We start from the raw sequence: 21627 nt of genomic DNA, 5'->3' as shown, positions 1-21627 counted from the left end.
TGTACAGCCATCATATGGAAGCCCTTGTCCATCGCACCCGTGCGACGCAAGGACCAGTGAGGATGATATGAGCATTATAAAAAAACAGGATTTTATCGATTCCATCGCAGATGCCCTCCAGTACATCTCCTATTACCACCCGCTGGATTTTGTCCAGGCCGCCAAAGCTGCTTATGATCGGGAAGCCAACCCCGCAGCCAAGGATGCGCTGGCTCAGATCCTGATCAACTCCCGCATGTCTGCCGAAGGCCACCGTCCGCTCTGTCAGGATACCGGCATCGTCACCTGCTTTGTGAAGATCGGCATGCAGGTGCAGTGGGACAGTGACATGACGGTGCAGGAGATGGTGGATGAAGGTACCCGCCGTGCCTACACCAATCCGGACAACCCGCTGCGCGCCTCGGTGCTGGCCGACCCGGCCGGCAGTCGCAAAAACACCAAAGACAACGCTCCTGCGGTCGTCCATATCGACATGATCCCGGGTGACAAGGTCGAGGTGAGCATCGCCGCCAAGGGCGGTGGTTCCGAGAACAAATCCAAAATGGTCATGCTCAATCCCTCCGATGATATCGTCGAGTGGGTGCTCAAAACCGTGCCGACCATGGGCGCAGGCTGGTGCCCGCCCGGCATGCTCGGCATCGGCATCGGCGGTACTGCCGAGAAGGCCGCCGTGCTGGCCAAAGAGGCGCTGATGGAGCACATCGACATTCAGGAGTTGATGGCCCGTGGCCCGCAAACCACTGAAGAGAAACTGCGCGTCGAGCTCTACGACAAGGTCAACAAGCTGGGGATCGGTGCCCAGGGTCTGGGCGGCCTCACTACCGTGCTGGATGTGAAGGTGAAATCCGCGCCGACTCACGCTGCCTCCAAGCCGGTAGTGATGATCCCCAACTGCGCCGCGACCCGTCACGTTCACTTTGAACTCGATGGTTCAGGCCCCGCCGAGCTGACTCCGCCGAAACTGAGCGACTGGCCGGAGATCACCCGTGAAGCGGGTGGCAACGTGCGTCGTGTCAACGTCGATGGCATCACCAAGGCCGAGCTGGCCAGCTGGAAGAGCGGTGATACCGTGCTGCTCTCCGGCAAGATCCTCACCGGCCGCGATGCTGCCCACAAGCGTATCGCCGATATGCTGGCCCGTGGCGAAGGGCTGCCGGAAGGGGTCGATTTCACCAACCGCTTTATCTATTACGTTGGCCCGGTCGATGCGGTGCGCGACGAAGTGGTCGGCCCGGCAGGTCCCACCACCTCCACCCGGATGGACAAGTTCACCGATATGATGCTGGGTGAAACCGGCCTGATCGGCATGATCGGCAAATCCGAGCGCGGCCCGAAAACCGTCGAGAGCATCAAGCAGCACAAGGCTGTTTATCTGATGGCCGTTGGTGGCGCCGCCTATCTGGTGGCCAAGGCGATCAAGAAAGCCCGCGTGGTGGCCTTTGCCGATCTCGGCATGGAAGCGATCTACGAGTTTGAAGTGGAAGATATGCCGGTGACCGTTGCGGTCGATTCCGAAGGCAACAATATCCACGAAACCGGCCCGGCCTACTGGTCTGCCAAGATTGCCGAACTGGATGGCAAACTCTCCTCCTGATCCGGCGTGCGGTCATAGTGCCGTGATTGGTTGGATAGCGCAGATAAAAAAGATGGCCCACAAGGCCATCCTTTTTGTTATCCACTCTTCCAGTGATGAAGTGCCGGAACCGGTAAAAAGAAAAAAGGCGGGATAACCCGCCTTTTGTCGTCATGCCAGTGGCTGCTTAGTCGCAGGCAACCTGCATCACCTTGATGGCCAGACCGCCACGGGAGGTTTCACGGTACTTGGAGTCCATGTCCTTGCCGGTGACGTACATGGTGTCGATCACCTTGTCCAGCGAGACGCGCGGCTTGGAGGTACGACGCAGGGCCATACGGGAGGCGTTGACCGCCTTCATGGCTGCGATGGCGTTACGCTCGATGCAGGGCACCTGAACCTGGCCGGCAACCGGGTCACAGGTCAGACCCAGGTTGTGCTCCATACCGATTTCAGCGGCTTCGCAGACGTGCTCCGGGCTACCGCCCATCAGCTCGGTCAGGCCGGCAGCGGCCATGGAGCAGGAGACACCCACTTCACCCTGACAGCCCACTTCGGCGCCGGAAATGGAGGCGTTCATCTTGTAGAGGATGCCGACGGCACCGGCAGCCAGATAGAAACGGGTGTACTCGTCGCGGCCAACCGGCTGGATGAACTTGTCGTAGTAGGCCAGTACGGCCGGGATGATGCCGGCAGCGCCGTTGGTCGGAGCGGTGACCACGCGGCCACCGGCAGCGTTCTCTTCACTCACGGCCAGAGCGAACATGTTGACCCAGTCAACGATGTTCATCGGGTCGCTCGAGAGATTCTCGTTGGTGTTGAGCTGACGGTAGAGCGGAGCCGCACGACGGGGCACGCGCAGCGGGCCGGAGAGAACGCCTTCGGTACGGCAGCCGCGCTCGATACCTTCACGCATGGTGTTCCAGATCTTGCCGAACTTCTTGTAGATCTCTTCCGGAGTGTTGAAGCATTTCTCGTTTTCCATCATCAGGGCAGAGATGGAGAGACCGGTCTGGCTGCAGTGGGCAACCAGTTCAGCGGCGCTCTTGAACGGGTAACGTACGGACATGTCGCCGCTGTCAGCCTTGCCGAAGTTCTCTTCGTCAACGATGAAACCGCCACCGATGGAGTAGTAGGTCTTGCTGTAGACCACTTCATCTTCGATCAGCGCAGTCAGCTTCATGCCGTTTTCGTGCAGCGGCAGGGCTTCGTCGTGGAATACCATGGCATCGCGCGGGAAGCTGACGGTGTGGCAGTGCAGGCCGATCGGCAGGCGCTCGGTCTGTTCTACGCGGGAGATAAATTCAGGGATGGCATCGATATCGACGTTTTCCGGCAGGTTGCCGGCCAGGCCCATGATGATGGCGGTGTCGGTGTGGTGGCCTTTACCGGTTCAGGAGAGGGAGCCGTAGACATCGACATTGATGCGGGTGATATCGCGGATCTTGCCGCCTGCGCGCAGTTCGTCAACAAACTGTTTGGCTGCTTTCATCGGGCCAACAGTGTGGGAAGAAGAGGGGCCTACACCGATTTTGAAGATATCAAAAACGCTGATCATGTCACTATTACCTCAGGGTAGAAGGGGGCGGCATGCCCACTCACAGAAATTTGGGAGATCCATGGAACGCGCTGGTTTGCGCAGGTCACTTAACCAGATAACCGTAGTGTAACGGCTCGCGACCTAAAAAAAGTTGAAATAGATCTATTTTTGTTGAGTTTGAGGCGCGAGTATAAAATTTATTTTGGTGCTTATCCATTTTGTTAAGCGTTTACCCATAAAAATACCCGGCGATGCCGGGCATTTCGGAACCAAATGGAGTCAATTGCCGTTTTTTAACATTCGGTAATGTTAACGGCGAGGCCACCCCGGGCCGTCTCCTTGTATTTTGTCTTCATGTCGTTGCCGGTCTCCCACATGGTTTTGATCACCTTGTCCAGCGACACCTTGTGCTCCCCAGTGCCGCGCAGGGCAAGACGGGCTGCATTGATCGCTTTCACTGCGCCCATGGCGTTGCGCTCGATGCAGGGCACCTGTACCAGCCCGCCGATGGGATCGCAGGTGAGCCCGAGGTTGTGCTCCATGCCGATCTCGGCGGCGTTCTCCACCATGGCCGGACTGCCACCCAAGAGTTCGGTCAGCGCGCCGGCCGCCATGGAGCAGGCCACGCCCACTTCACCCTGACAGCCCACTTCCGCTCCCGAGAGGGAGGCGTTCTTCTTATATAAGATGCCGATCGCTGCCGCAGTGAGGAAAAAGCGCACCAGCTCGTCGTCATCGACCTTGTGGACGAAGCGATCATAGTAGTGAAGCACCGCCGGAATGATGCCGGAGGCGCCGTTGGTGGGGGCTGTGACCACCCGGCCGCCTGCCGCATTCTCTTCGTTGACGGCCAGCGCAAACAGATCGACCCACTCCATCACCATCAGTGGATCCTTGTTGAAGTTGGTCTCGCAGCTGAGCTGGCGAAACAGCCCCGGAGCACGGCGCCGTACCTTGAGCCCACCCGGCAGTACCCCTTCACTCTTGCAACCCCGCTCGACGCAACCCTGCATCGCCTGCCAGATCTTGCGAAGGCCGCTCTTTATCTGTTCGTCGCTGCGAAAGACCCGCTCGTTGGCCAGAATGATGCCGGAGATGGAGAGACCGCTCTCCTGACAGTGGGCCAGCAGCTGGGCGCCGCTCTCGAAGGGGTAGGGGATGGGATGCTCGCTATCCGTTCTGGCGGCCTCCTCCTTGGCGGTAGCGAAGTGGCTCTCTTCAATGATGAAGCCGCCGCCAATCGAGTAGTAGGTCTGGCTGAAGCGCAGGTTCTCATCTTCGCCAAAGGCGCGCAGAGTCATGCCGTTGGTGTGGGCCGGCAGGGTTTTGCGGCGGTTGAAGATGATGGCACCGGTGCGGGGAAAATGGCTTGGTTGCTCGCCTGCCAGTTGCAGGCTCTGCTCCTTTTCCACTCGCGCCAGAATGGCGGGGATGGCATCGATATCGACCGATTCCGGTTCAAAGCCCGACAGCCCCAGAATGATCGCCTTGCCGGTACCGTGTCCCTTGCCGGTTTGGCCCAGCGAGCCGTAACACTCCACTTCGACCCGCGCAGTATGAGACAGATGACCATGGAGCTTGAGCTGCTGCACAAAAGCATAAGAGGCGCGCATGGGACCGACTGTATGGGAAGAGGAGGGGCCGATACCGATAGAGAAAAGGTCAAACACACTGATCATGACACCACTCCGATGATGGTTTATGTCTGTTTATTCTAGGATTTTTGCCATGGATGAAAAGCGGGGATGTGCCGCGCTGTGACATGGGTATAGATATGAAGAGCAGGAGGGGAGAGAGGGCTGAAGGGATGAGCCCCTTCAGCCGGGCTGATCAGTCGAGAAATTCACACAGGTAGGCGGTGGGGGTAGTCACTTCCAGTTTGAAGGAGGAGTGGCCCGCAACCAGGAAGGATTCACCCTGGCTGTAGGTGTGCCACTCATCTTCATCCGCCAGCTGGATGGTCAGGGCGCCCTTGATCACCGTCATACGCTCGGGGGCGGCGGTATTGAACAGGTATTCACCGACGTTCATGACGCCGACAGTAGATTTCTCGCCTTTTTGCTCAAAACCGATGGATTTTACATTTCCGTCAAAATATTCGTTAACTTTCAGCATCTTTACATCCTTGTATATTCGGTTGTGCAGCCAAGCTAGCACAATATTTTGCCAGTTGTCATTGGGCTGACTGCAAAAAAACGCAACCAAAGGGTGGGAAATGCGCTTTTTAGAAAATTATTAATAGCTTCTGTTAACGATTTGTCGATTTCAAACAGCAATGAAATATGCGATAACACGCCGCAGCAGGGGAATGTGCAGGAGCTCATTCCCCTGTCTGGTTTATTGCACTGGGAAAGTGCGAATGTAGCTACATAAAGGAAAGTACTGTGTTGACTAAAGGACTCATAAAAAATATTGGCTTCCAGGTTGTGGTGGCCATGGTACTGGGGGCTGTGGTCGGGGTGCTCATGGGTGAGCAGGCCACCATCTTTGCCCCACTCGGTACTCTCTTTATCCAGTTGATCAAGATGCTGGTGATCCCGCTGGTGGCGGTTGCCATCCTCTCCGGTGCCGCCAATCTGGGGGCAAGCCCGGCAGCGGGCAAGATAGGGGTGGCCACGCTGGCCTTCTTCCTTGTCACTTCGGCACTGGCCGTGTTGCTGGCACTGGTGATGGGACAGATCTTCAAGCCGGGTGTCGGTGTCGATTTTGGCTCTGTCTCCTCCATGTTTGGCGGTGATTATGCCGATAAAGGGGCGCTGCCGGATGCCGTCGCAACCCTGCTTGGCATGATCCCGACCAACGTGTTCCAGTCCCTCAACGAGGCGAACATTCTGCAGATCCTGGTGTTCTGCATGTTCCTCGGCATTGCGCTGGCCAAACAGCCGCGCGAGCGGGCCAAGCCGCTGGTCGATGGCCTCAATACGTTGGTGGATGCCTTTGTCTGGATGATCAACAAGGTGATGATCATCGCGCCGCTCGGGGTATTCGGTCTGATGGCTGATGCCATCGGCACCTATGGCTTCGATGTGCTGACGCTGGTGCTCAAGCTGTTCGTGGTCTATGTTGCCGCGATTTTGATCTTCGGCTTTGTGGTCTATCCGCTGCTGGTGGCGCTCTTCTCCAACACGCCGGTGATGACCTATATCTCGGCGATGAAGAAGCCGCAGATCGTGGCCTTCTCTACCGCCTCCTCCATGGCGACCCTACCGGTCAATATGGAGACCTGCGAGCAGGATCTGAAGGTGACCAATGCAACGGCCTCTTTCGTGTTGCCGCTGGGGGCCACCATTAATATGAGCGGCAACGCCATCTATTACGGGCTGGTCGCCATCTTCTTTGCGCAGGTTTACAACATTGATCTGAGCGTTGGTGCCTGGGCCGCCATCATAGTGACGGCCACCCTGGGCGCGATTGGCCAAGCCGGTGTGCCGGGCCCGAGCTTCCTGGTGGTGGCGGTGCTGCTGGCGGCAGGGATCCCCATCGAAGGGTTGCCGCTGCTGTTCGCGCTGGATCGTCTGTTCGACATGATCCGGACTTCCCTCAATATCACCGGCGACGCAGCCTGCGCCGTGATCGTTGATCGCTTTAGCCCGGAGTATGACCCGCAGCGCTGGAACAAGGTATAAGCGGGATTACCCTTCTGGTTATGCCACAAGCCTCCACCTTCGGGTGGGGGCTTTTTTGTGCCCGCTGGTTACTGGAAAAATGGATTGGTCAGAACAAACAGCAAAGCGGTAGAAGAGGAGGAAAGGATAAGGAGAGAGCAAAGGTGTTGTCAGACGGCAGGTAGCAAAAAGGGGAGCTTGGCTCCCCCGAGGATGGTCTGACGTTGGCTCAGTCAGAAGTGTGATTAAACAAGCAACCACAATAGCTTGAAATCATATCCATGTTGACCATTTCGGCGCTGATGGCTGAAAACACCAGTTTGTGGCGATTAAAGCGTCATGCCAGAGAGGCTCGTTCCCGATTGATGCCTCTCTATCCGACTCAGAGCTGTGACAGCGAGGGCAGAGAGACAGCAACCAGGGTGAAAAACACGGTAAAAACAGCGGTAACAACAAACTCTTTCATCTTTTTTCTCCCCAGGTTGTTGGTTGATGAGGTCAAGATACCATAACAGGAGCTTAAAACAAGGGTTTAATTGATAAAAGTGAGCTTTGTATTCTTCGTGGTAATGAAAGCTCTGTTTTTGCAATCCTTTGGCTGTTTTATCCTCTATGTTTGAGGTGCTGGTTGTTTTAATGGGGTTGTCATATTAAAAGCCCTTTATTTTCAGTGCTTTAGTTAAGTGCATGGAATCTGGATTCGGGGGGGGGAATGGAGCCATTAATTGGTTTTATATTTTTTGTTGGGCTAAGCAGCCATTTTTAGCGTCAAAAAATGGCTGTGAATCTGGTTTTACCGCTTCTGGCGAAGATAATCCCCTTCTAAAAGAGAGTAATGCCGGTATCGGCATGCAATCCAGCGCCATGGTTAGGGTTTTATCACGATCTTCTGTTCATGGATCTGCATAAATAGCCCTGCTTTTAGCGATGTAGCCGGATCTGAGAGAGGAAAAATGCAGAGGTAGCCCATTTTTTAACCTCTGACTATGGAGGAGATAGCGGGATTGATATTGGTTGGTGCAATAGTGGCTTGGGAAGCGGTTTTTCCCTCAAGGGGAGAAGTTGCAACCTGCAGGGGGGGGGAGCGAGATAGGCCCCCGATCTGCGACTGCCTGTATCTGTAGCCAATGTTGAGCCCCGTCGGTGCGGATTAGAGATAACGCATCGCCTAACAGGAGCACCAGAGGACAATAAGTAACAGTGGGGGAATAAGATAGAGCGGAAGAGATGATGCAGAGAGGAGGCTGGGCAAACTGTCGGTAGCGACTGCAACGGTGGGGTAATTGGCCGAGCTGAAGCGCAACCTCAATCCCAACCTCAAGCCGGTCATATAGGTATTGTTGTTATTTCACAGTTGGCAGACCTGCCTGATGACATTGCCAAGTGTATTGGCACCAATCCATTTTCTGAGCAGCACGGTGATCTGCGGCTAGAAATAGAAAAACCCTCCGGATGGAGGGTTTTTGCATAACCAGCTTGTTCCTGCGGTGCTTAGAACAGGGTAGTGGAGAGGTTGTAAAGCTCCTGATCGAATGGACGCTTCATGTTCTCGATGCAGTCGATGATGTCGTGGTGTACCAGCTCGTTGCGCTGGATACCGACGCAGCGACCACCGTGGCCAGCCAGCAGCTGCTCAACGGCGTAAGCACCCATACGGCTGGACATGATGCGGTCACGGGCAGTCGGGGCACCGCCACGCTGGATATGACCCAGGATGGTGGCGCGGGTTTCACGACCGGTCAGGGCTTCGATGTCCTTGGCCAGCGCGTTCACGTCGGTAACGTGCTCGCAGATAGTGATGATGGCGTGCTTCTTGCCCTTGGCTTCGCCTTCCTTGATCTGCTTGAGCAGCTTCTCTTTGTCGAAGGCCACTTCCGGCACGATCACATACTCGGCACCACCGGCAACGGCGGCAGACATGGCCAGATCGCCACAGTGGCGGCCCATGATCTCGACCACAGAGATACGGTGGTGGGAACTGCAGGTATCGCGCAGACGGTCGATGGCGTCAACTACCACGTTCAGAGCGGTATCAAAACCGATGGTGAAGTCGGTACCGGCGATATCGTTGTCGATGGTGCCCGGCAGGCCGATGCAGGGGAAGCCCTCTTCGGTCAGCTTCTTGGCACCCATGTAGGAGCCGTCACCACCGATGACGACCAGCGCATCGATACCGTGCTTTTTCAGGTTCTCGATCGCTTCGGCGCGCACTGCGGGGTCTTTGAAGGCAGGGAAACGGGCGGAGCCGAGGAAAGTACCACCACGGTTGACCACATCGGAGACGCTGTGACGCTCCAGCTTGACGATGCGATCCTGGTGCAGACCGAGGTAGCCATCATAAATACCGTAAACTTCCAGGCCGTAATGCAAACCGGCGCGAACCACAGCGCGGATGGCTGCGTTCATACCCGGCGCGTCGCCACCACTGGTCAGAACACCAATACGTTTGATTTGTTTGGTCATGAGTGCCTCTGGATCTGAGTTGTCAAATACGAATGTTTGGAAATAGACAAGCCACTTTTACTATATCGGCTTTCGTATGGGATGCGGGGGCCACCATAGGAAAAGCGATACAAGAGAGGGAACCAGCCCCTCTCTTTGCCGTAATCAGCGATTACTTGGCTGCACCAGCGATGATCTGGGAGAAGTCGTCCACTTTCAGGGACGCACCACCGACCAGGCCACCGTCGATGTCCGGCTGACCGAACAGGTCGGCAGCAGTGGCGCCAGTGACGGAACCGCCGTACAGGATCTGTACTTTGGCAGCAACGGCGGCATCAAAACCGGCCAGGTACTGACGGATGTGAGCGTGAACGGACTGAGCGATCTCCGGAGTGGCAGTCTTGCCAGTACCGATGGCCCATACCGGCTCGTAAGCGATAACGGCGTTGTTGAAGGAGGCGATACCGCAACGGTCGATAACAGCTTTCAGCTGGGTCTCAACCACGTTCTTGGTCACGCCGGCTTCGAACTGCTCCAGAGTTTCACCGATGCACAGAACCGGCACCAGGCCGCCTTTCTGGATCGCTTCGTACTTGGCAGCAACCACGTCGTCACTCTCTGCGTGCAGGGTACGACGCTCGCTGTGGCCGACCAGGGAGTAGGTGCAACCGAAGGCTTTCAGCATGGAGGGGGCGTTTTCACCGGTGAAGGCGCCGGACTCGTGTACGTCAGCGTTCTGGGCACCGTAGGCGATTTTGGTGCCAGCGGTCAGCTGCTCAACCAGACCCAAAAAGATAACCGGCGGGCAGACGGCAACTTGCACAGAAGGATGAGCGGCAGCAGCCGGGGTCAGTCCTTTGATCAGAGCTTCTACAGAAGCCTTGGTGCCGTTCAGTTTCCAGTTACCCATTACCAGGTGCTGTCTCATCTTCTTAATCTCCTAGGCATTTGATTGCGCAACATTATATGAATTGAACCGAGCCCAAGATAGCTGACCCGGCGGCAAATGACGTAATTTTTTTTCGCTTTCCTGATCCAAATCAGGAATGAAACGCTTGATTGCTCATTCGTTAACCTGCCCCCGCAAGCGAGCCCACCATACCCCAATCCATTCGTGGATGGCAGCTTCGGAATACATCAGATAGCGCCCTTTGGGTAAATAACTGTAGAGCGGTTGGGCCACCTGGCTCTGCTTGGCGGTGTAATCGGTGGGGGCCGGCACGGCGTTGAGCCCCTGACCCTGATAGAGGGCCATGGCGCGCGGCAGGTGGGTGGCAGAGCTGACCAGTGCCACCTCTTTTCCTTTCAGATGGCGGCTGATACTGACCGCCTCATCATGAGTGTCTTTGTTGTTTTCAAACAACGTCATTCGCGAACGGGGTATGCCGAGGCTCTCGGCCATCCGGGCATTGACCTCGGCATTGGAGAGGGTATCCCCCGACACATAGCCGGAGAAAACCAGCTCGGCTTCGGGATAGGCCTGGGCGAGGCGAACCCCCTCCAGAGTTCGTGCCAGCGAGATATTGTTCTGCCAACTGCGCATCGGCACCGCCGGATCGCTGACATGGCCGTTGCCGAGCACCACGATGGCGTCGATTTTGGGATGCTGGCTCACCTCGAACGGCGGGAAGGTTTGCTCCAGCCCGCGGGCCAGTTCGTAGCTCACCGGTCGCATTCCCAGCAGGGCGACCAGCAACAGCGAGAGAGTCGCCAGCAGCTTGCCGGTTTTCTGAAAACGGGTGAACCAGAGCAGCAGCAGGGCGACCAGCAGCAGGGAGAGGGAGAAGGGGAGCGGCATCAACAGCTGACCCAGCCACTTTTTGAGCACAAACACGGCAGACACTTCCTTGAGTTTTCAGCAAATTCGGGATGTGACAGAATACCTCTCTTTTTTGGGATGGCCACAACCCTGTGGCGCTAATGTTGAGTTTCTCCTTGAAGCACGATCAGAGTTTTGACGGGCGCGCTGACAAGTTCGCCCGCAACATTTACGACTCCACCAAGGGGCGCATCCGCACCACCATTGTCTGGAGCGACATCGAAGCCTGCCTGGCCCGCCTTGGCAACCGACCGCTGCGCATCCTCGATGCGGGGGGCGGTTTTGGCTATTTCGCCCAGAAGCTGGCGGCCATGGGTCATCAGGTGGAGCTGTGCGATCTGTCAGCAGAAATGCTGGAACTGGCCCGCAGCCAGATCGCCGAGAAGGGGCTGGAAGACAAAATTCGTCTCATCCATTGCCCCATCCAAGATCTGAAGCAACACGTGACCGGTACCTTTGATCTGGTGCTCTGCCATGCGGTGCTGGAGTGGCTTGCCGAGCCGCGTCAGACCTTGCTGGGTCTGTTCCCTTTCGTCAATGCCGGGGGCATACTGTCGCTGCTTTTTTACAACCGTCATGGCTTGCTGTTCCAGAGCCTGGTGGTGGGCAATTTTGACTATGTGCGCCTTGGTCTTCGCAAGAAGCGCCAGACTGCGCTTACGCCCACCAATCCCCAGCTGCCGGAGCAGGTCTATGACTGGATTGGTCGCGGGGGGCTGCGCATCATCGGCAAGACCGGGGTGCGGGTGATCCACGACTATATGCGTCACAAGCAGGATCAGGTGGAGAAGTTCGACGATCTGCTGGCCATGGAGCAGCAATATTGCCGTCAGGAGCCTTTTGTCTCCCTCGGCCGCTATATCCATGTGATGGCCCAGAAGCCGGCCAGTTGATTGCTCGCGGTTCACGTCGATGTGAACCATGTTTTCGATGCTACCGGATGTAGCCGCGCGCACGATTTTGCGCCCAATACAACAACGAGATGACAACATCATGATGAGTACATCCCGTACCCTGCCAGAGATGGTGGGATGGGTCAGGCAGGAGGGGTTGGCGTTGAGCCTGCCGACCGACCGGCTGGCCTTTCTGATTGCAATCAAGACCCTGTCCGAAGATGAGTCGGACCTGTCGGAAGCAGCGCTGCACGACGCCTTTGGCTATGTCAGCAGCGCTTTCGGCCAGATGGACGAGACCCTCACCGGTCGCGCCAACAACGCCATCAACGATCTCATTCGCCAGCAGCTGCTGTCGCGCTTTAACACCGACATGGTGGCGGGGGAGAGCCTCTACCGCCTGTCTCGACTTGGCGTGAGCATCGTCGACTTCTTTATGGATCAGCGTCAGGTTGACTCCATCAAGCTCTCCATTCTGCTCGAGCACCTGGCTTCCGAGCTCGACACCGCCCGCAAGGCGGCGCTCGAGACCAACACCCGCGAGCAGTGGGATGCCGAGGTGCTGCCGCGCCTCACCTTCTCGCTGGAAGAGACCCTGGGGCGCATCGATCTCACCCAGCGCGCCATGGATGAGCAGCAGAATCAGGTCAAGAGCGAGATTGCGGCCCTGCTGACCCAGAACTGGGTCGATGCCATTCACAGCTGCGAAAAGCTGCTGCACGAGACTGGCCAGACCCTGCGCGAGCTGCAGGATACCCTGGACGCTGCCGGCCACCGCCTGCAGGCGGGGCTGCTCAACATTCAGGAAGCGGCGCAGGGGCGCGACGATCTGTTCCACGTCGAGGAGCTGACTCACGCCTTGCAGGGGCGCCTTGACGTCATCACCAGCTGGGGTCAGCAGTGCATCGAGCTCTGGTCCCGCTACGACAGGCACGTCCACAAATTTATCCGCAACGCCATCGACATGGACAAGAACCGCGCCTTCAGCCAGCGGCTGCGCGAGTCCATCCGCAATTTCGAGCAGCACAACTGGCAGCTGCGGGTGGCCGAAGAGCCCCGTCTGCTGGAGCTGCGCGACGAAACCATCGCCATCCACGACGAGGAGGTGACCGGCGAGGTGCCCCTCGAGATGGAGTACGTCGAGATGGTGGACATCAACCAGGAGCTGGCCGAGCGTATCGAGCGCTATCTGGCCCGCTACCCCGAGCAGGGCCAGCAGCTGGACTTGGCCGATGTGCTGCGGGAATATCTGCTGGACTACCCGGCTCATGCCCACTTCGATGTGGCGCGTCTTCTGATCGACCAGGCCGTGCGCCTGGGCCATGCCAGCGGCGAGCGCGAACTGCATCGCCAACCCGCATGGAAACCCATTAACCAAGCTGGATCCAAGGTTCAGGCCTATGTCATTGATCAATTCTGAGTTTCCCTTGCCGCTGCGCCTCGCAGAGGCGATTGCCAACCCCTTGTTTCCGCGCATCGACACCGCCTTGCGCTCCGGCCGTCACATCAGTGCCGACGAGTTCGAGCAGCATTCGGCGCTGGTCGAATATCACAGCGAGCTGGAGATCTTCTACGGCCGCTATCAGGTGGAGCTGATCAAGGCGCCGGAAGGCTTCTTCTACCTGCGCCCGCGCCCGAGCTCCGACATCGGCACCACTGTGCTCTCCGAGCTCGATATGCTGGTGGGCAAGGTGCTCTGTTACCTCTACCTGAGCCCGGACCGTCTCGCCTCGGAAGGGGTATTCGCCATGGCCGAGCTGCAAGAAGAGGTGCTGAGCCTCGCCGACGAGAAGCAGCTGCTGCGGATGGTCAACAGCCGCTCCGGCGGTACCGATCTCGACAAGAAGAAGCTGCTCGAAAAGATCCGTACCTCCATGCGCCGTCTGCGTCGCCTTGGCATGATCACAGCCCTTGGCAACGGGGATAAATTCCGGGTCAACGAATCGGTGTTCCGTTTCGCCGCCGATGTGCGTTCCGATGAAGATCCGCGCGCCGTTCAGCTGCGGATGATCCAGGAGGGTGAAGCCATCTTCCACGACGACGAAATGCCGAGCAGCGACTCACTCTTTGATGACATCGAGGCGGATCTCGATGAAGAACAACTGGATCTGGAGGTATAACCGGTGCGAGGCAAGTTCAAATCCCTGACCATGGTCAACTGGAACGGCTTCTTTGCCCGAACCTTCGATCTCGACCAACTGGTCACTACCCTTTCCGGCGGCAACGGCGCGGGCAAGTCCACCACCATGGCGGCCTTTATCGCGGCGCTCATCCCCGACCAGTCACTGCTCCATTTCCGCAACACCACGGAAGCGGGATCGAGCAGCGCCTCCCGTGACAAGGGGCTCTACGGCAAGCTGCAGCGCGGCCACTGCTATTCCCTGCTGGAAGTGATGAACAGCCGCGAACAGCGGATCTGGGTCGGCGTCCACCTCGAGCAGGTGGCCAACCGTGACAACAAGGTCAACATCACCCCGTTCGCGCTGGTGGATGTGCCGGAGAATCTGGCTCCGACCGATCTGCTGCTGGAGAAGCTCGATGGCGGCAAGGGGCGGGTACGCGCCTTTACCGATCTGAAAGGGGCGGCCGCCGAGCTGGGGGCGCTGAAAGTCGCCAAATTCAATACGGTGACCGATTATCACAACTTCATGTTCGAGTTCGGCATCACCCCGAAGAAGCTGCGTGATCAAAAAGATCGCGGCAAGTTCTATCGCCTGATCGAAGCCTCCCTCTACGGCGGCATCTCCTCGTCCATCAGCCGTTCCCTGCGTGAATACCTGCTGCCGGAGAACTCCGGGGTGCGCAAGGCGTTTGCAGATATGGAGGCGGCCATCTATGAAAACCGCCGCACGCTGGAGGCGATCAAGGAGACCCAGGGTCAGCGGGATCTGTTCAAGAACCTGATCACCGAGACCACCCACTATGTGGCGGCGGACTATGTGCGCAACGCCGCCGAGAAGAGCCGCCTCTCCGAGCTGGCCCTCAAGGCGCGCCAGGAGCTGGCCGACAAGCGCCGCATTCTGGCCGAAGAGAAGCAGCGCGCCATCTATCTGGCCGACGAGGTGGAGCAGCTCACCAACCGCGAAAAATTGCTGACCGACGAGCTGGAGTCTGCCTCCGAGCATCTGGCCAAGGTGATGGCGGCTGTCAGCTTGCAGAAGAAGATCGAGATGTATCGCGCCGATCTGGCGGATCTCTCTGACAAACTCGAACAGCAGCAGGCGGTGGTGGAAGAGATCCACGGCCAGCTGCTGGAAGTAGAAGAGCGCAAGGAGCTGGCACAGGCAGAAGTCGACAGCCTCAAGACCCAGCTGGCCGACTACCAGCAGGCGCTCGATATCCAGCAGACCCGCGCCATCCAGTACCGTCAGGCGGTGCAGGCCCTCGATGCTGCCCGCGAGCAGTGCGAGCTGCCGGGGCTGATCGCCGAACAGGCGAGCGACACCCTGCATCAGTTCCGCGCAGCCGAGCAGAGCCTTACCAGCCGGGTGCTGGGGGCCGAACAGCAATTGGCGCTGGCCAAGGCGGCAGTGGCCGAGCACGAAGCGGCGCTGGCGCTGCTTTTGAGCATCGCCCCGGAGACAGTGCGCGAGGCCGCCTGGCCCACAGCCCAAGCGCTGCTCAAGCGTCATATCGAAGACAAGGCTCGCATTGCCCAGGGGCAGGGGCTGCGCGCCGCGCTGGCTCGCCTCGAGAAAGAGAGCGAAAGCCAGAAGAGTCTCTTCAAGCTGCGTGACGAGCTGCAGCAGGCCTGTGGCCAGCTGATTGCCAGCAGCGATGAGCTGGAGATCTTCCTCGAAGCCCAACGCACCCGTCAGGAGGAGCTCTCCGAGCAGCAGGCGGAGGTGAACCAGCGCCGCGCCAGCCTCGAGCATCAGGGCACCCAGCTCGGCCGCGATATTGCGGAGCTCACCAAGCTGGCGCCGCGCTGGCTCAAATCCTTTGAAAAGCTCGAGCAGCTGCGCGAGCAGAGCGGTTTGCCGCTCGCCACCGCCGAAGAGCTTTCGGCCGGTATGCAGACAGTGCTCGACAAAGAGCGCGAGTTCGAGCAGGAGAGCAATCGCATCGCGGCGCAGAAACAGGCGCTGGAGCTGCAAATTCGCAACCTGCAGCTGGGGGCAGGCGAAGCGGATCCACGTCTTGCCCGTATCGCCGAGCAGGTGGGGGGCGTGCTGCTCTCCGATGTCTACGACGACATCTCCATCGACGATGCCCCTTACTACTCCGCGCTCTACGGCCCGGCTCGCAGCGCCCTGGTGGTGCTCGACCTCGAAGGCGCCATCGAGCGGTTGAAAAAGCTGGAAGATTGCCCGGAAGATATCTACCTCATTCAGGGCAACCCCGACTCCTTTGACGAGGATCTGGTGGAAGCGGACGAGCTGGGGGACGCCGTGCTGGTGCGCACCAGCAAGCGTCAGGTGCGCTTCTCCCGCTACCCCGAGCTGCCGCTGTTTGGTCGCGCCGCCCGGGAAAAACGGATCGAGCAGCTCGACCTTGAGCGCGAAGGGCTCATCGAGGGTTACGCCAAGGCCGCTTTCGAGCAGCAGAAGTACCACCGTCTCTACGGCCACTTCCGCGACTTTATCGGTCAGCATCTGGATATCGCCTTCCGCCCCGACCCCGAAGCCGAAGTGCAGGCCAAACAGGCCGAACTGCGCGCGCTGCAAGGATCCATCGGCGAGTGCGACAAGCAGCTGGCCGAGGCCAAAGCGGCCGCCGCCCAGCTGACTCGCCATATCCAGCTGGTGCAGGGGATGCTGCCCTTTGCCCACCTGTTTGCCGAAGCCGATTTGGCGGCTCGCCTCGAGGCGGCCCACGCCGACGTTGAGGCGCTGAAACAGGCCGAAGCCTTTATCGCCAAACACGGCAAGTCGCTGGAAAAACTGGAAACCATGGTACAGGTGCTGCGTCAGGATCCGCAGGATCTGGCTGCGCTACAGGCAGCTTACGATGAGGTGAGCGACCTGCTGGCCGAGCAGAAACGCCGGTGCTACGCCCTCGATCAGCTGGTGGCCCGTCTGCCGCACTTTGCCTATCAGGATGCGCAAGATCTGCTGGGCAAAGCGTCCGAGATGAGCGAACGACTCAAAGAGAAGCTTAAAGCGGCCGAGCTGGCAGCCCGCACCGCCGGTGAACAGCACAAGCAGATAGCCCAGCGTCACACCGAGGCGCTGCAGCTGCGCACCGCGCTCAACTCCAGCGTCGAGGCCAAGCGCCAGACCCTGACCGAATTCGAGCAGGAGCTGGCGGCCATGGGGCTGACCCTCTCTGACGATATGGAAGAGAAGGCGCGCGCCCACAAGAAAGAGATCGAAGAGCTGCTGATCCGCACCCGTTCCCGTCGCACCAGCGCCGAGGCCCAGTTGCAGGTCACCAAGCGCGAGATCGAATCCCTCGGTGGTCGTCTCAAGCTCGAAGGCAAGGATTACTACAGCGCCCGTAAATCCCTGGTGGGTCATAAGGCGAGCTGGTCGCGGGTGGTGCGTCTGGCGCGGGAGACCGACGTCGAGAAGCGCCTCAACAAGCGCGAGCTGGCGTACCTCGACAGCGACGAGCTGCGTTCCATGTCGGACAAGGCCCTCGGCGCCCTGCGGGTGGCGGTGGCCCACGACGAGGCCCTGCGCGATGCGCTGCGTCTCTCCGAGGGCAACCGTAGCACCGAGCAGAAGGTGGCCTTCTATGTGCAGGTCTACCGTTACCTCAAAGATCGCATTCGCAACGACATCATCCGCTCCGATGATCCGGTCGAAGCGATCGAGGAGATGGAGATCGAGCTGGCCCGTCTGGCTGACGAGCTCAAGCAGCGGGAAACCCATCTGTCCCTCTCCTCTCACGAGGTGGCGGCCAAGATCACCAACATCATCCGCCGCGAGCAGAACCGCATCCGGGTGCTCAACCAGGGCTTGCAGAACATCGCCTTCGGTCTGGTGCGCGGGGTGCGCCTCAACGTCAATATCCGCGAGGCCCACACCCGTCTGCTGACGGCGCTGGCCGACCAAACTGCCATGCACAACGATCTGTTCGCCGACAAGGAGCTCAGCTTCTCCGAGGCGATGGCCAAGCTGTTCCAGCGCCTCAATCCGCAGATCGAGCAGGGCGATCGCAGCTATCAGGTGATGGGCGATGTGCTGCTCGACTATCGCAACTATCTGGAGCTGGAGATCGAGGTGCAGCGCGGGGCCGATGGCTGGCTGCGTGCCGAGAGCGGTGCGCTCTCTACCGGTGAGGCGATCGGTACCGGTCAGGCCATCCTGCTGATGGTGCTGATCAGCTGGGAGGAGGAGTCCCGCCGTCTGCGCGGCAAGGATATCGCCCCCTGCCGTCTGCTGTTCCTCGACGAAGCGGCCCGTCTGGATGGCAAATCCATCGCCACCCTGTTCGAGCTGTGCGAGCGGCAGGATATGCAGCTGCTTATCGCAGCGCCCGAGAACATCAGCCCCGAGAAGGGCACCACCTACAAGCTCATCCGCAAGGTGCAAGGCAAGCACGAGCATGTGCATGTGGTGGGTCTGCGCGGCTTCGGCTTTGCCGACGACAAGCTGATCGCCTGACTCTGATGGGCAAATAGCAAGAGAAAAGGGAGGCAGTCGCCTCCCTTTTTATTGGGAAAGTATGGCAAAGTAGCGGCGCTGCCCCTGATGGGATAAGGCTGCGGATGAACGGGCTTGCCCGGTTCTGGTTAAGTATCCCTCTTGTTGTGCTGCATTGCGGACGCAGATCGGAGGGTGTTTGCGTGCTCTTGTTGGCAAACGCGAGCAGGGAAGTGGCCCCTTGATTGTCTCTTGGGTGCAACAGTGGTGATTTAAAGCCAGTAATTATTGCAACAATCGCGGTGGCCACGGCGTTGGCAACAGGGCTGGGCGCCATGATGGCAAGGGGCCGCCTACATTGCAGTAGCTTGCCGGTATGGGGAGAATCTCCCCGTTACTGCGACGCGATATGATCAGCCGGGCTATCTATCCGGCAAGGTGAGCGAGGAGAAGTAGATGCGCGGCATCGGGAGAGAAGGAGTGGTGCAATCGGCCTGCAAAGGGGGGCTGCTGTTTGTCTGCCTGCTGCTGGCCGCCTGTAGCAGCCGTTATGATGAGAGCCACGGCGGCAGCTGGCGCGGCTATAGCGAGACCGGTTACGCCAGCTATTATGGCGACCGCTATCACGGTAAAAAGACCGCCAGCGGCGAGCTCTATCGCAACAACCTCAATAGCGCCGCCCATATGGAATTGCCCTTTGGCTCCATGGTGCGGGTGACCAACCTCGCCAATGGCAAGAGCGTGGTGGTCAAGGTCAATGATCGCGGCGCCTTTAAAAGCGGGCGTATTATCGATCTCTCCAAATCCGCCTTCGGCTCCATCGCCAATATTCGAGATGGGATTATCAAGGTGAAGGTTGAGGTGTTGTGACCGCTCGTGATGCTTCAGAATCTGCAGTCGTTTGGAAAAATCGTAATAGGGTAATTGTGCGCTAACAGCGTCTCCAATATGGCTTGAGCAGGGAAAGAGATGGATATTGAGCTGATTAATGTGCCGCAAAGTGAATTGGAGCAGGTCTTTACTGCCGTCAAAGAGGGAATATTTCCCTATGTTGAGGCGCTCTTTGGCTGGGATGACCAATTTCAACGCGAGCGACTAACCAGCTCATATCTGCCGCAATGGTTTTCGTGGATCCTGCATGGGGGAGAGCGCATTGGTCTGTTATGTAGCAAGCCATATGAGGATGCCCAGCATGTTCATCTGCTGATCATTTTCCCTCAGTATCAGGGGCGGCAGCTTGGTGCTGCCGTGATGGAACGGCTTCATCAGGAGGCTGAGCGTGAGGGCAAATGCCGGGTCACCCTGTCCAGCTTCACAGAGAACCATGGGGCGATACGGTTTTATGAGCGCCTTGGTTACAACGTGGTCGAAGAGGAGCAGGCGTTTGTCTCCATGTCCCGGCCGTTGGGCTGTGACCTCGGATTGAAAAAAGTGGTTAATGGAGAGTTGTGATGGCGATTTTGAATATTTTGACGGCTCCCGATCCCAGGTTGAGGCTCAAGGCCGAGCGAGTTGAGGATATCGCTGCCGTACAGGGGCTGATCGATGACATGCTGGCAACCCTGTATGCGACGGAAAACGGGATTGGTTTGGCCGCGACTCAAGTCGGGCGTAAAGAGGCAGTCGTTATTATCGACTTGTCCGAGAGCAGGGATCAGCCGCTGGTTTTGATTAATCCACAAGTGATAAGCGGTACTGAAAAGGTGCTTGGACAAGAGGGCTGTCTCTCCGTGCCGGATTACTACGCGGATGTCGAGCGTTACAGCTCGGTGGTGGTATCTGCTCTGGATCGAAAAGGCAATCCGATCACCATCGAGAGCAGCGATTTTTTGGCCATTGTCATGCAGCATGAAATTGATCATCTGGATGGCAACTTGTTCATTGATTACCTGTCACCGCTCAAGCGGCAGATGGCACTCAAACGCGTTAAAAAATCGCTCAAGTCCGCCAGCTAATGTCTGCGGATAGTGGCTGGCCGTTTTAGTTATGTGGAGAGCAGGCAGAATGAAAGTGGCAAGATGGAATGTCAGGGCGCTGTTTAGCCGCAATAGCAATGAGGTGCGGGGACGTTATGGGCTGAAGGCTCTGCTGTTGCTGGGAACCTTGTGGGTCGCACTCCCCGTATCAGCCGATGAAGAGCAGCTGCCGGCCGAATATCGCCCCTTTGTGCAGCAGTTGGTCGATGCGGCAGAAGCCCGTGATCATCAGGCCCTTGCCAACCAGATGAAGTACCCCTTCAAGCAGGAGTATCCCATTCCCGCCATCAAAACCCCGGCGGAGATGCTGACCCGTTTTGGCGAGGTGTTTGATGACGCCATATTAAAAAGCATCGCTACATCCCGGGTCGTGCAGGATTGGCAGACCATGGGCTGGCGCGGCATCATGCTGGGCAGTGGCGAGGTCTGGATGGACTTTGATGGCAAGGTGATCGGTATCAATCATCAGACGGCGCAGGCCGCCAAATTGAAAGCCGAGCTTATCGCCAGGCAGAAGAGCGGTCTGCATCCCAGTGTGCGAGAGTACAAGAGCCCCGCGCTGATGTGGCAGACCGAGAAATTTACCATCCGCATCGACGAGCTGGACGATGGCCACTATCGCTACGCCTCCTGGGCCAGGGGCAAGACGCTCGCTGACAAGCCGGATCTGGTGCTGAAAAATGGCACCGTCAGGGTGGAGGGGACGGGGGGAAATCATACATACCTCTTCACGAGCGGCCCCTATCGCTACGAGTGCGTCGTCACCGTATTGGGTGAGCGAGGCATGCCACCGGGTGAGCTGGTGGTCTATAAAGACGACGTCGAGATAGTGCACCAACCGGTGATCAAGGTGCTGTGACAGCAAATCCACATAAAGAGAGAGCAAAGAGCGGCCAGGTGCCGCTCTTTTGCTTTCGCTAACTGACAGATGATTCGCTAGCTTTGCGGCACCCTGACCCCTTTATCGAGATAGAGGCTGCTGTAGTTGGCCCTGTGGGTGACAAACATCACCTGATGGCGGCTGCCGTCGGAGAGGATAATAAAATCACCCGCCTGGGCAGGGCTTTGCAAGGAGACCTCCTGCTCGGGGGCGGTCAGGCGGTCGACATCATCCTTGAAGGTGAGGGTGTAAGAGAACATATGGCGCTCCACTGCTGGCTCATATCAAACACTGCCTCCAAGGCTAGTTGCTGCGAGCACAGCATGCGGCGCCCGATTGGCGCTGTTCGACCAAATTTTTGAAACGGCA

The 21627-nt window shown here is 58.2% G+C and carries 16 protein-coding genes and 1 pseudogene; 10 read left to right on the top strand and 7 right to left on the bottom strand.

Translation table 11 applies throughout. From position 1 onward, the window contains the following. The first annotated feature begins 67 nt into the window (after nt 1-67). Entirely contained in the window at nt 68-1594 is a 1527-nt protein-coding gene (locus WE862_RS15160; protein ID WP_042030888.1) for a fumarate hydratase, read from the top strand. Nucleotides 1595-1760: 166 nt separating this feature from the next. On the opposite strand, the pseudogene WE862_RS15155 reads toward WE862_RS15160, so the two are convergent. The 3 genes and pseudogenes from WE862_RS15155 to WE862_RS15145 all read right to left on the bottom strand — a co-directional run bounded on the left by WE862_RS15155 (nt 1761) and on the right by WE862_RS15145 (nt 5228). Further along, a pseudogene (locus tag WE862_RS15155) lies at nt 1761-3131 on the bottom strand (L-serine ammonia-lyase). A gap of 275 nt (nt 3132-3406) precedes the next feature. Beyond that, nucleotides 3407-4792: an L-serine ammonia-lyase gene (locus WE862_RS15150; RefSeq protein ID WP_042030889.1), complete on the bottom strand. Its 1386-nt coding sequence runs from the start codon at nt 4790-4792 to the stop codon at nt 3407-3409. Nucleotides 4793-4943: 151 nt separating this feature from the next. Further along, nucleotides 4944-5228, bottom strand: a complete 285-nt coding sequence (locus WE862_RS15145) for a pyrimidine/purine nucleoside phosphorylase (RefSeq protein WP_042030890.1) — start codon at nt 5226-5228, stop codon at nt 4944-4946. A 269-nt stretch (nt 5229-5497) separates the two neighbouring features. Between WE862_RS15145 and WE862_RS15140 the strand changes: the two genes are divergently transcribed. After that, nucleotides 5498-6739 carry a dicarboxylate/amino acid:cation symporter gene (locus WE862_RS15140; protein ID WP_042030891.1) on the top strand — a complete coding sequence of 414 codons (1242 nt, stop codon included), beginning with the start codon at nt 5498-5500 and terminating at the stop codon, nt 6737-6739. 1470 nt (nt 6740-8209) lie between these two features. Here WE862_RS15140 and pfkA read toward each other — a convergent pair. From pfkA to elyC, 3 genes are all read right to left on the bottom strand, one after another. Further along, on the bottom strand, nt 8210-9181 hold the full coding sequence (gene pfkA / locus WE862_RS15135) for a 6-phosphofructokinase (RefSeq protein ID WP_041207654.1): 972 nt from the start codon (nt 9179-9181) through the stop codon (nt 8210-8212). A gap of 151 nt (nt 9182-9332) precedes the next feature. Further along, entirely contained in the window at nt 9333-10088 is a 756-nt protein-coding gene (tpiA, locus tag WE862_RS15130) for a triose-phosphate isomerase (protein ID WP_041207655.1), read from the bottom strand. A gap of 135 nt (nt 10089-10223) precedes the next feature. Then, the gene (gene elyC, locus WE862_RS15125; protein WP_041207657.1) at nt 10224-10994 is read right to left on the bottom strand and encodes an envelope biogenesis factor ElyC; all 771 of its coding nucleotides are present in this window, start codon (nt 10992-10994) and stop codon (nt 10224-10226) included. Between the two features lie 101 nt (nt 10995-11095). On the opposite strand from elyC, the gene cmoM reads away from it, so the two are divergent. The 8 genes from cmoM to WE862_RS15085 all read left to right on the top strand — a co-directional run bounded on the left by cmoM (nt 11096) and on the right by WE862_RS15085 (nt 21237). Then, on the top strand, nt 11096-11872 hold the full coding sequence (cmoM, locus tag WE862_RS15120; protein WP_033113262.1) for a tRNA uridine 5-oxyacetic acid(34) methyltransferase CmoM: 777 nt from the start codon (nt 11096-11098) through the stop codon (nt 11870-11872). Nucleotides 11873-11972: 100 nt separating this feature from the next. Then, the gene (gene mukF, locus WE862_RS15115; protein WP_042030892.1) at nt 11973-13292 is read left to right on the top strand and encodes a chromosome partition protein MukF; all 1320 of its coding nucleotides are present in this window, start codon (nt 11973-11975) and stop codon (nt 13290-13292) included. Continuing rightward, nucleotides 13273-13992 (top strand): chromosome partition protein MukE, encoded by a 720-nt coding sequence (gene mukE / locus WE862_RS15110; protein WP_005336835.1) that lies wholly within the window; start codon nt 13273-13275, stop codon nt 13990-13992. Before mukF ends, mukE begins: the two co-directional genes overlap by 20 nt. 3 nt (nt 13993-13995) lie before the next feature. Further along, nucleotides 13996-18423, top strand: a complete 4428-nt coding sequence (mukB, locus tag WE862_RS15105) for a chromosome partition protein MukB (RefSeq protein ID WP_042030893.1) — start codon at nt 13996-13998, stop codon at nt 18421-18423. Between the two features lie 435 nt (nt 18424-18858). Then, nucleotides 18859-19272 carry a septal ring lytic transglycosylase RlpA family protein gene (locus tag WE862_RS15100; RefSeq protein ID WP_042030894.1) on the top strand — a complete coding sequence of 138 codons (414 nt, stop codon included), beginning with the start codon at nt 18859-18861 and terminating at the stop codon, nt 19270-19272. Between the two features lie 99 nt (nt 19273-19371). Continuing rightward, a complete protein-coding gene (locus WE862_RS15095) occupies nt 19372-19854 on the top strand; it encodes a GNAT family N-acetyltransferase (RefSeq protein ID WP_042030895.1) in 483 nt (160 codons plus the stop codon). Next, on the top strand, nt 19854-20357 hold the full coding sequence (gene def / locus WE862_RS15090; protein WP_042030896.1) for a peptide deformylase: 504 nt from the start codon (nt 19854-19856) through the stop codon (nt 20355-20357). The genes WE862_RS15095 and def overlap by 1 nt, the downstream gene beginning before the upstream one ends. Before the next feature lie 49 nt (nt 20358-20406). Next, nucleotides 20407-21237 carry a hypothetical protein gene (locus WE862_RS15085; RefSeq protein WP_082035443.1) on the top strand — a complete coding sequence of 277 codons (831 nt, stop codon included), beginning with the start codon at nt 20407-20409 and terminating at the stop codon, nt 21235-21237. 77 nt (nt 21238-21314) lie between these two features. Here WE862_RS15085 and WE862_RS15080 read toward each other — a convergent pair whose 3' ends face one another. Continuing rightward, nucleotides 21315-21518: a hypothetical protein gene (locus WE862_RS15080; RefSeq protein ID WP_042030899.1), complete on the bottom strand. Its 204-nt coding sequence runs from the start codon at nt 21516-21518 to the stop codon at nt 21315-21317. Between the last annotated feature and the right edge of the window lie 109 nt (nt 21519-21627).

Origin of the sequence: Aeromonas jandaei (assembly GCF_037890695.1) — a bacterium.
GTDB lineage: Bacteria > Pseudomonadota > Gammaproteobacteria > Enterobacterales > Aeromonadaceae > Aeromonas > Aeromonas jandaei.
This window is presented reverse-complemented; position numbering and strand designations above follow the sequence as displayed.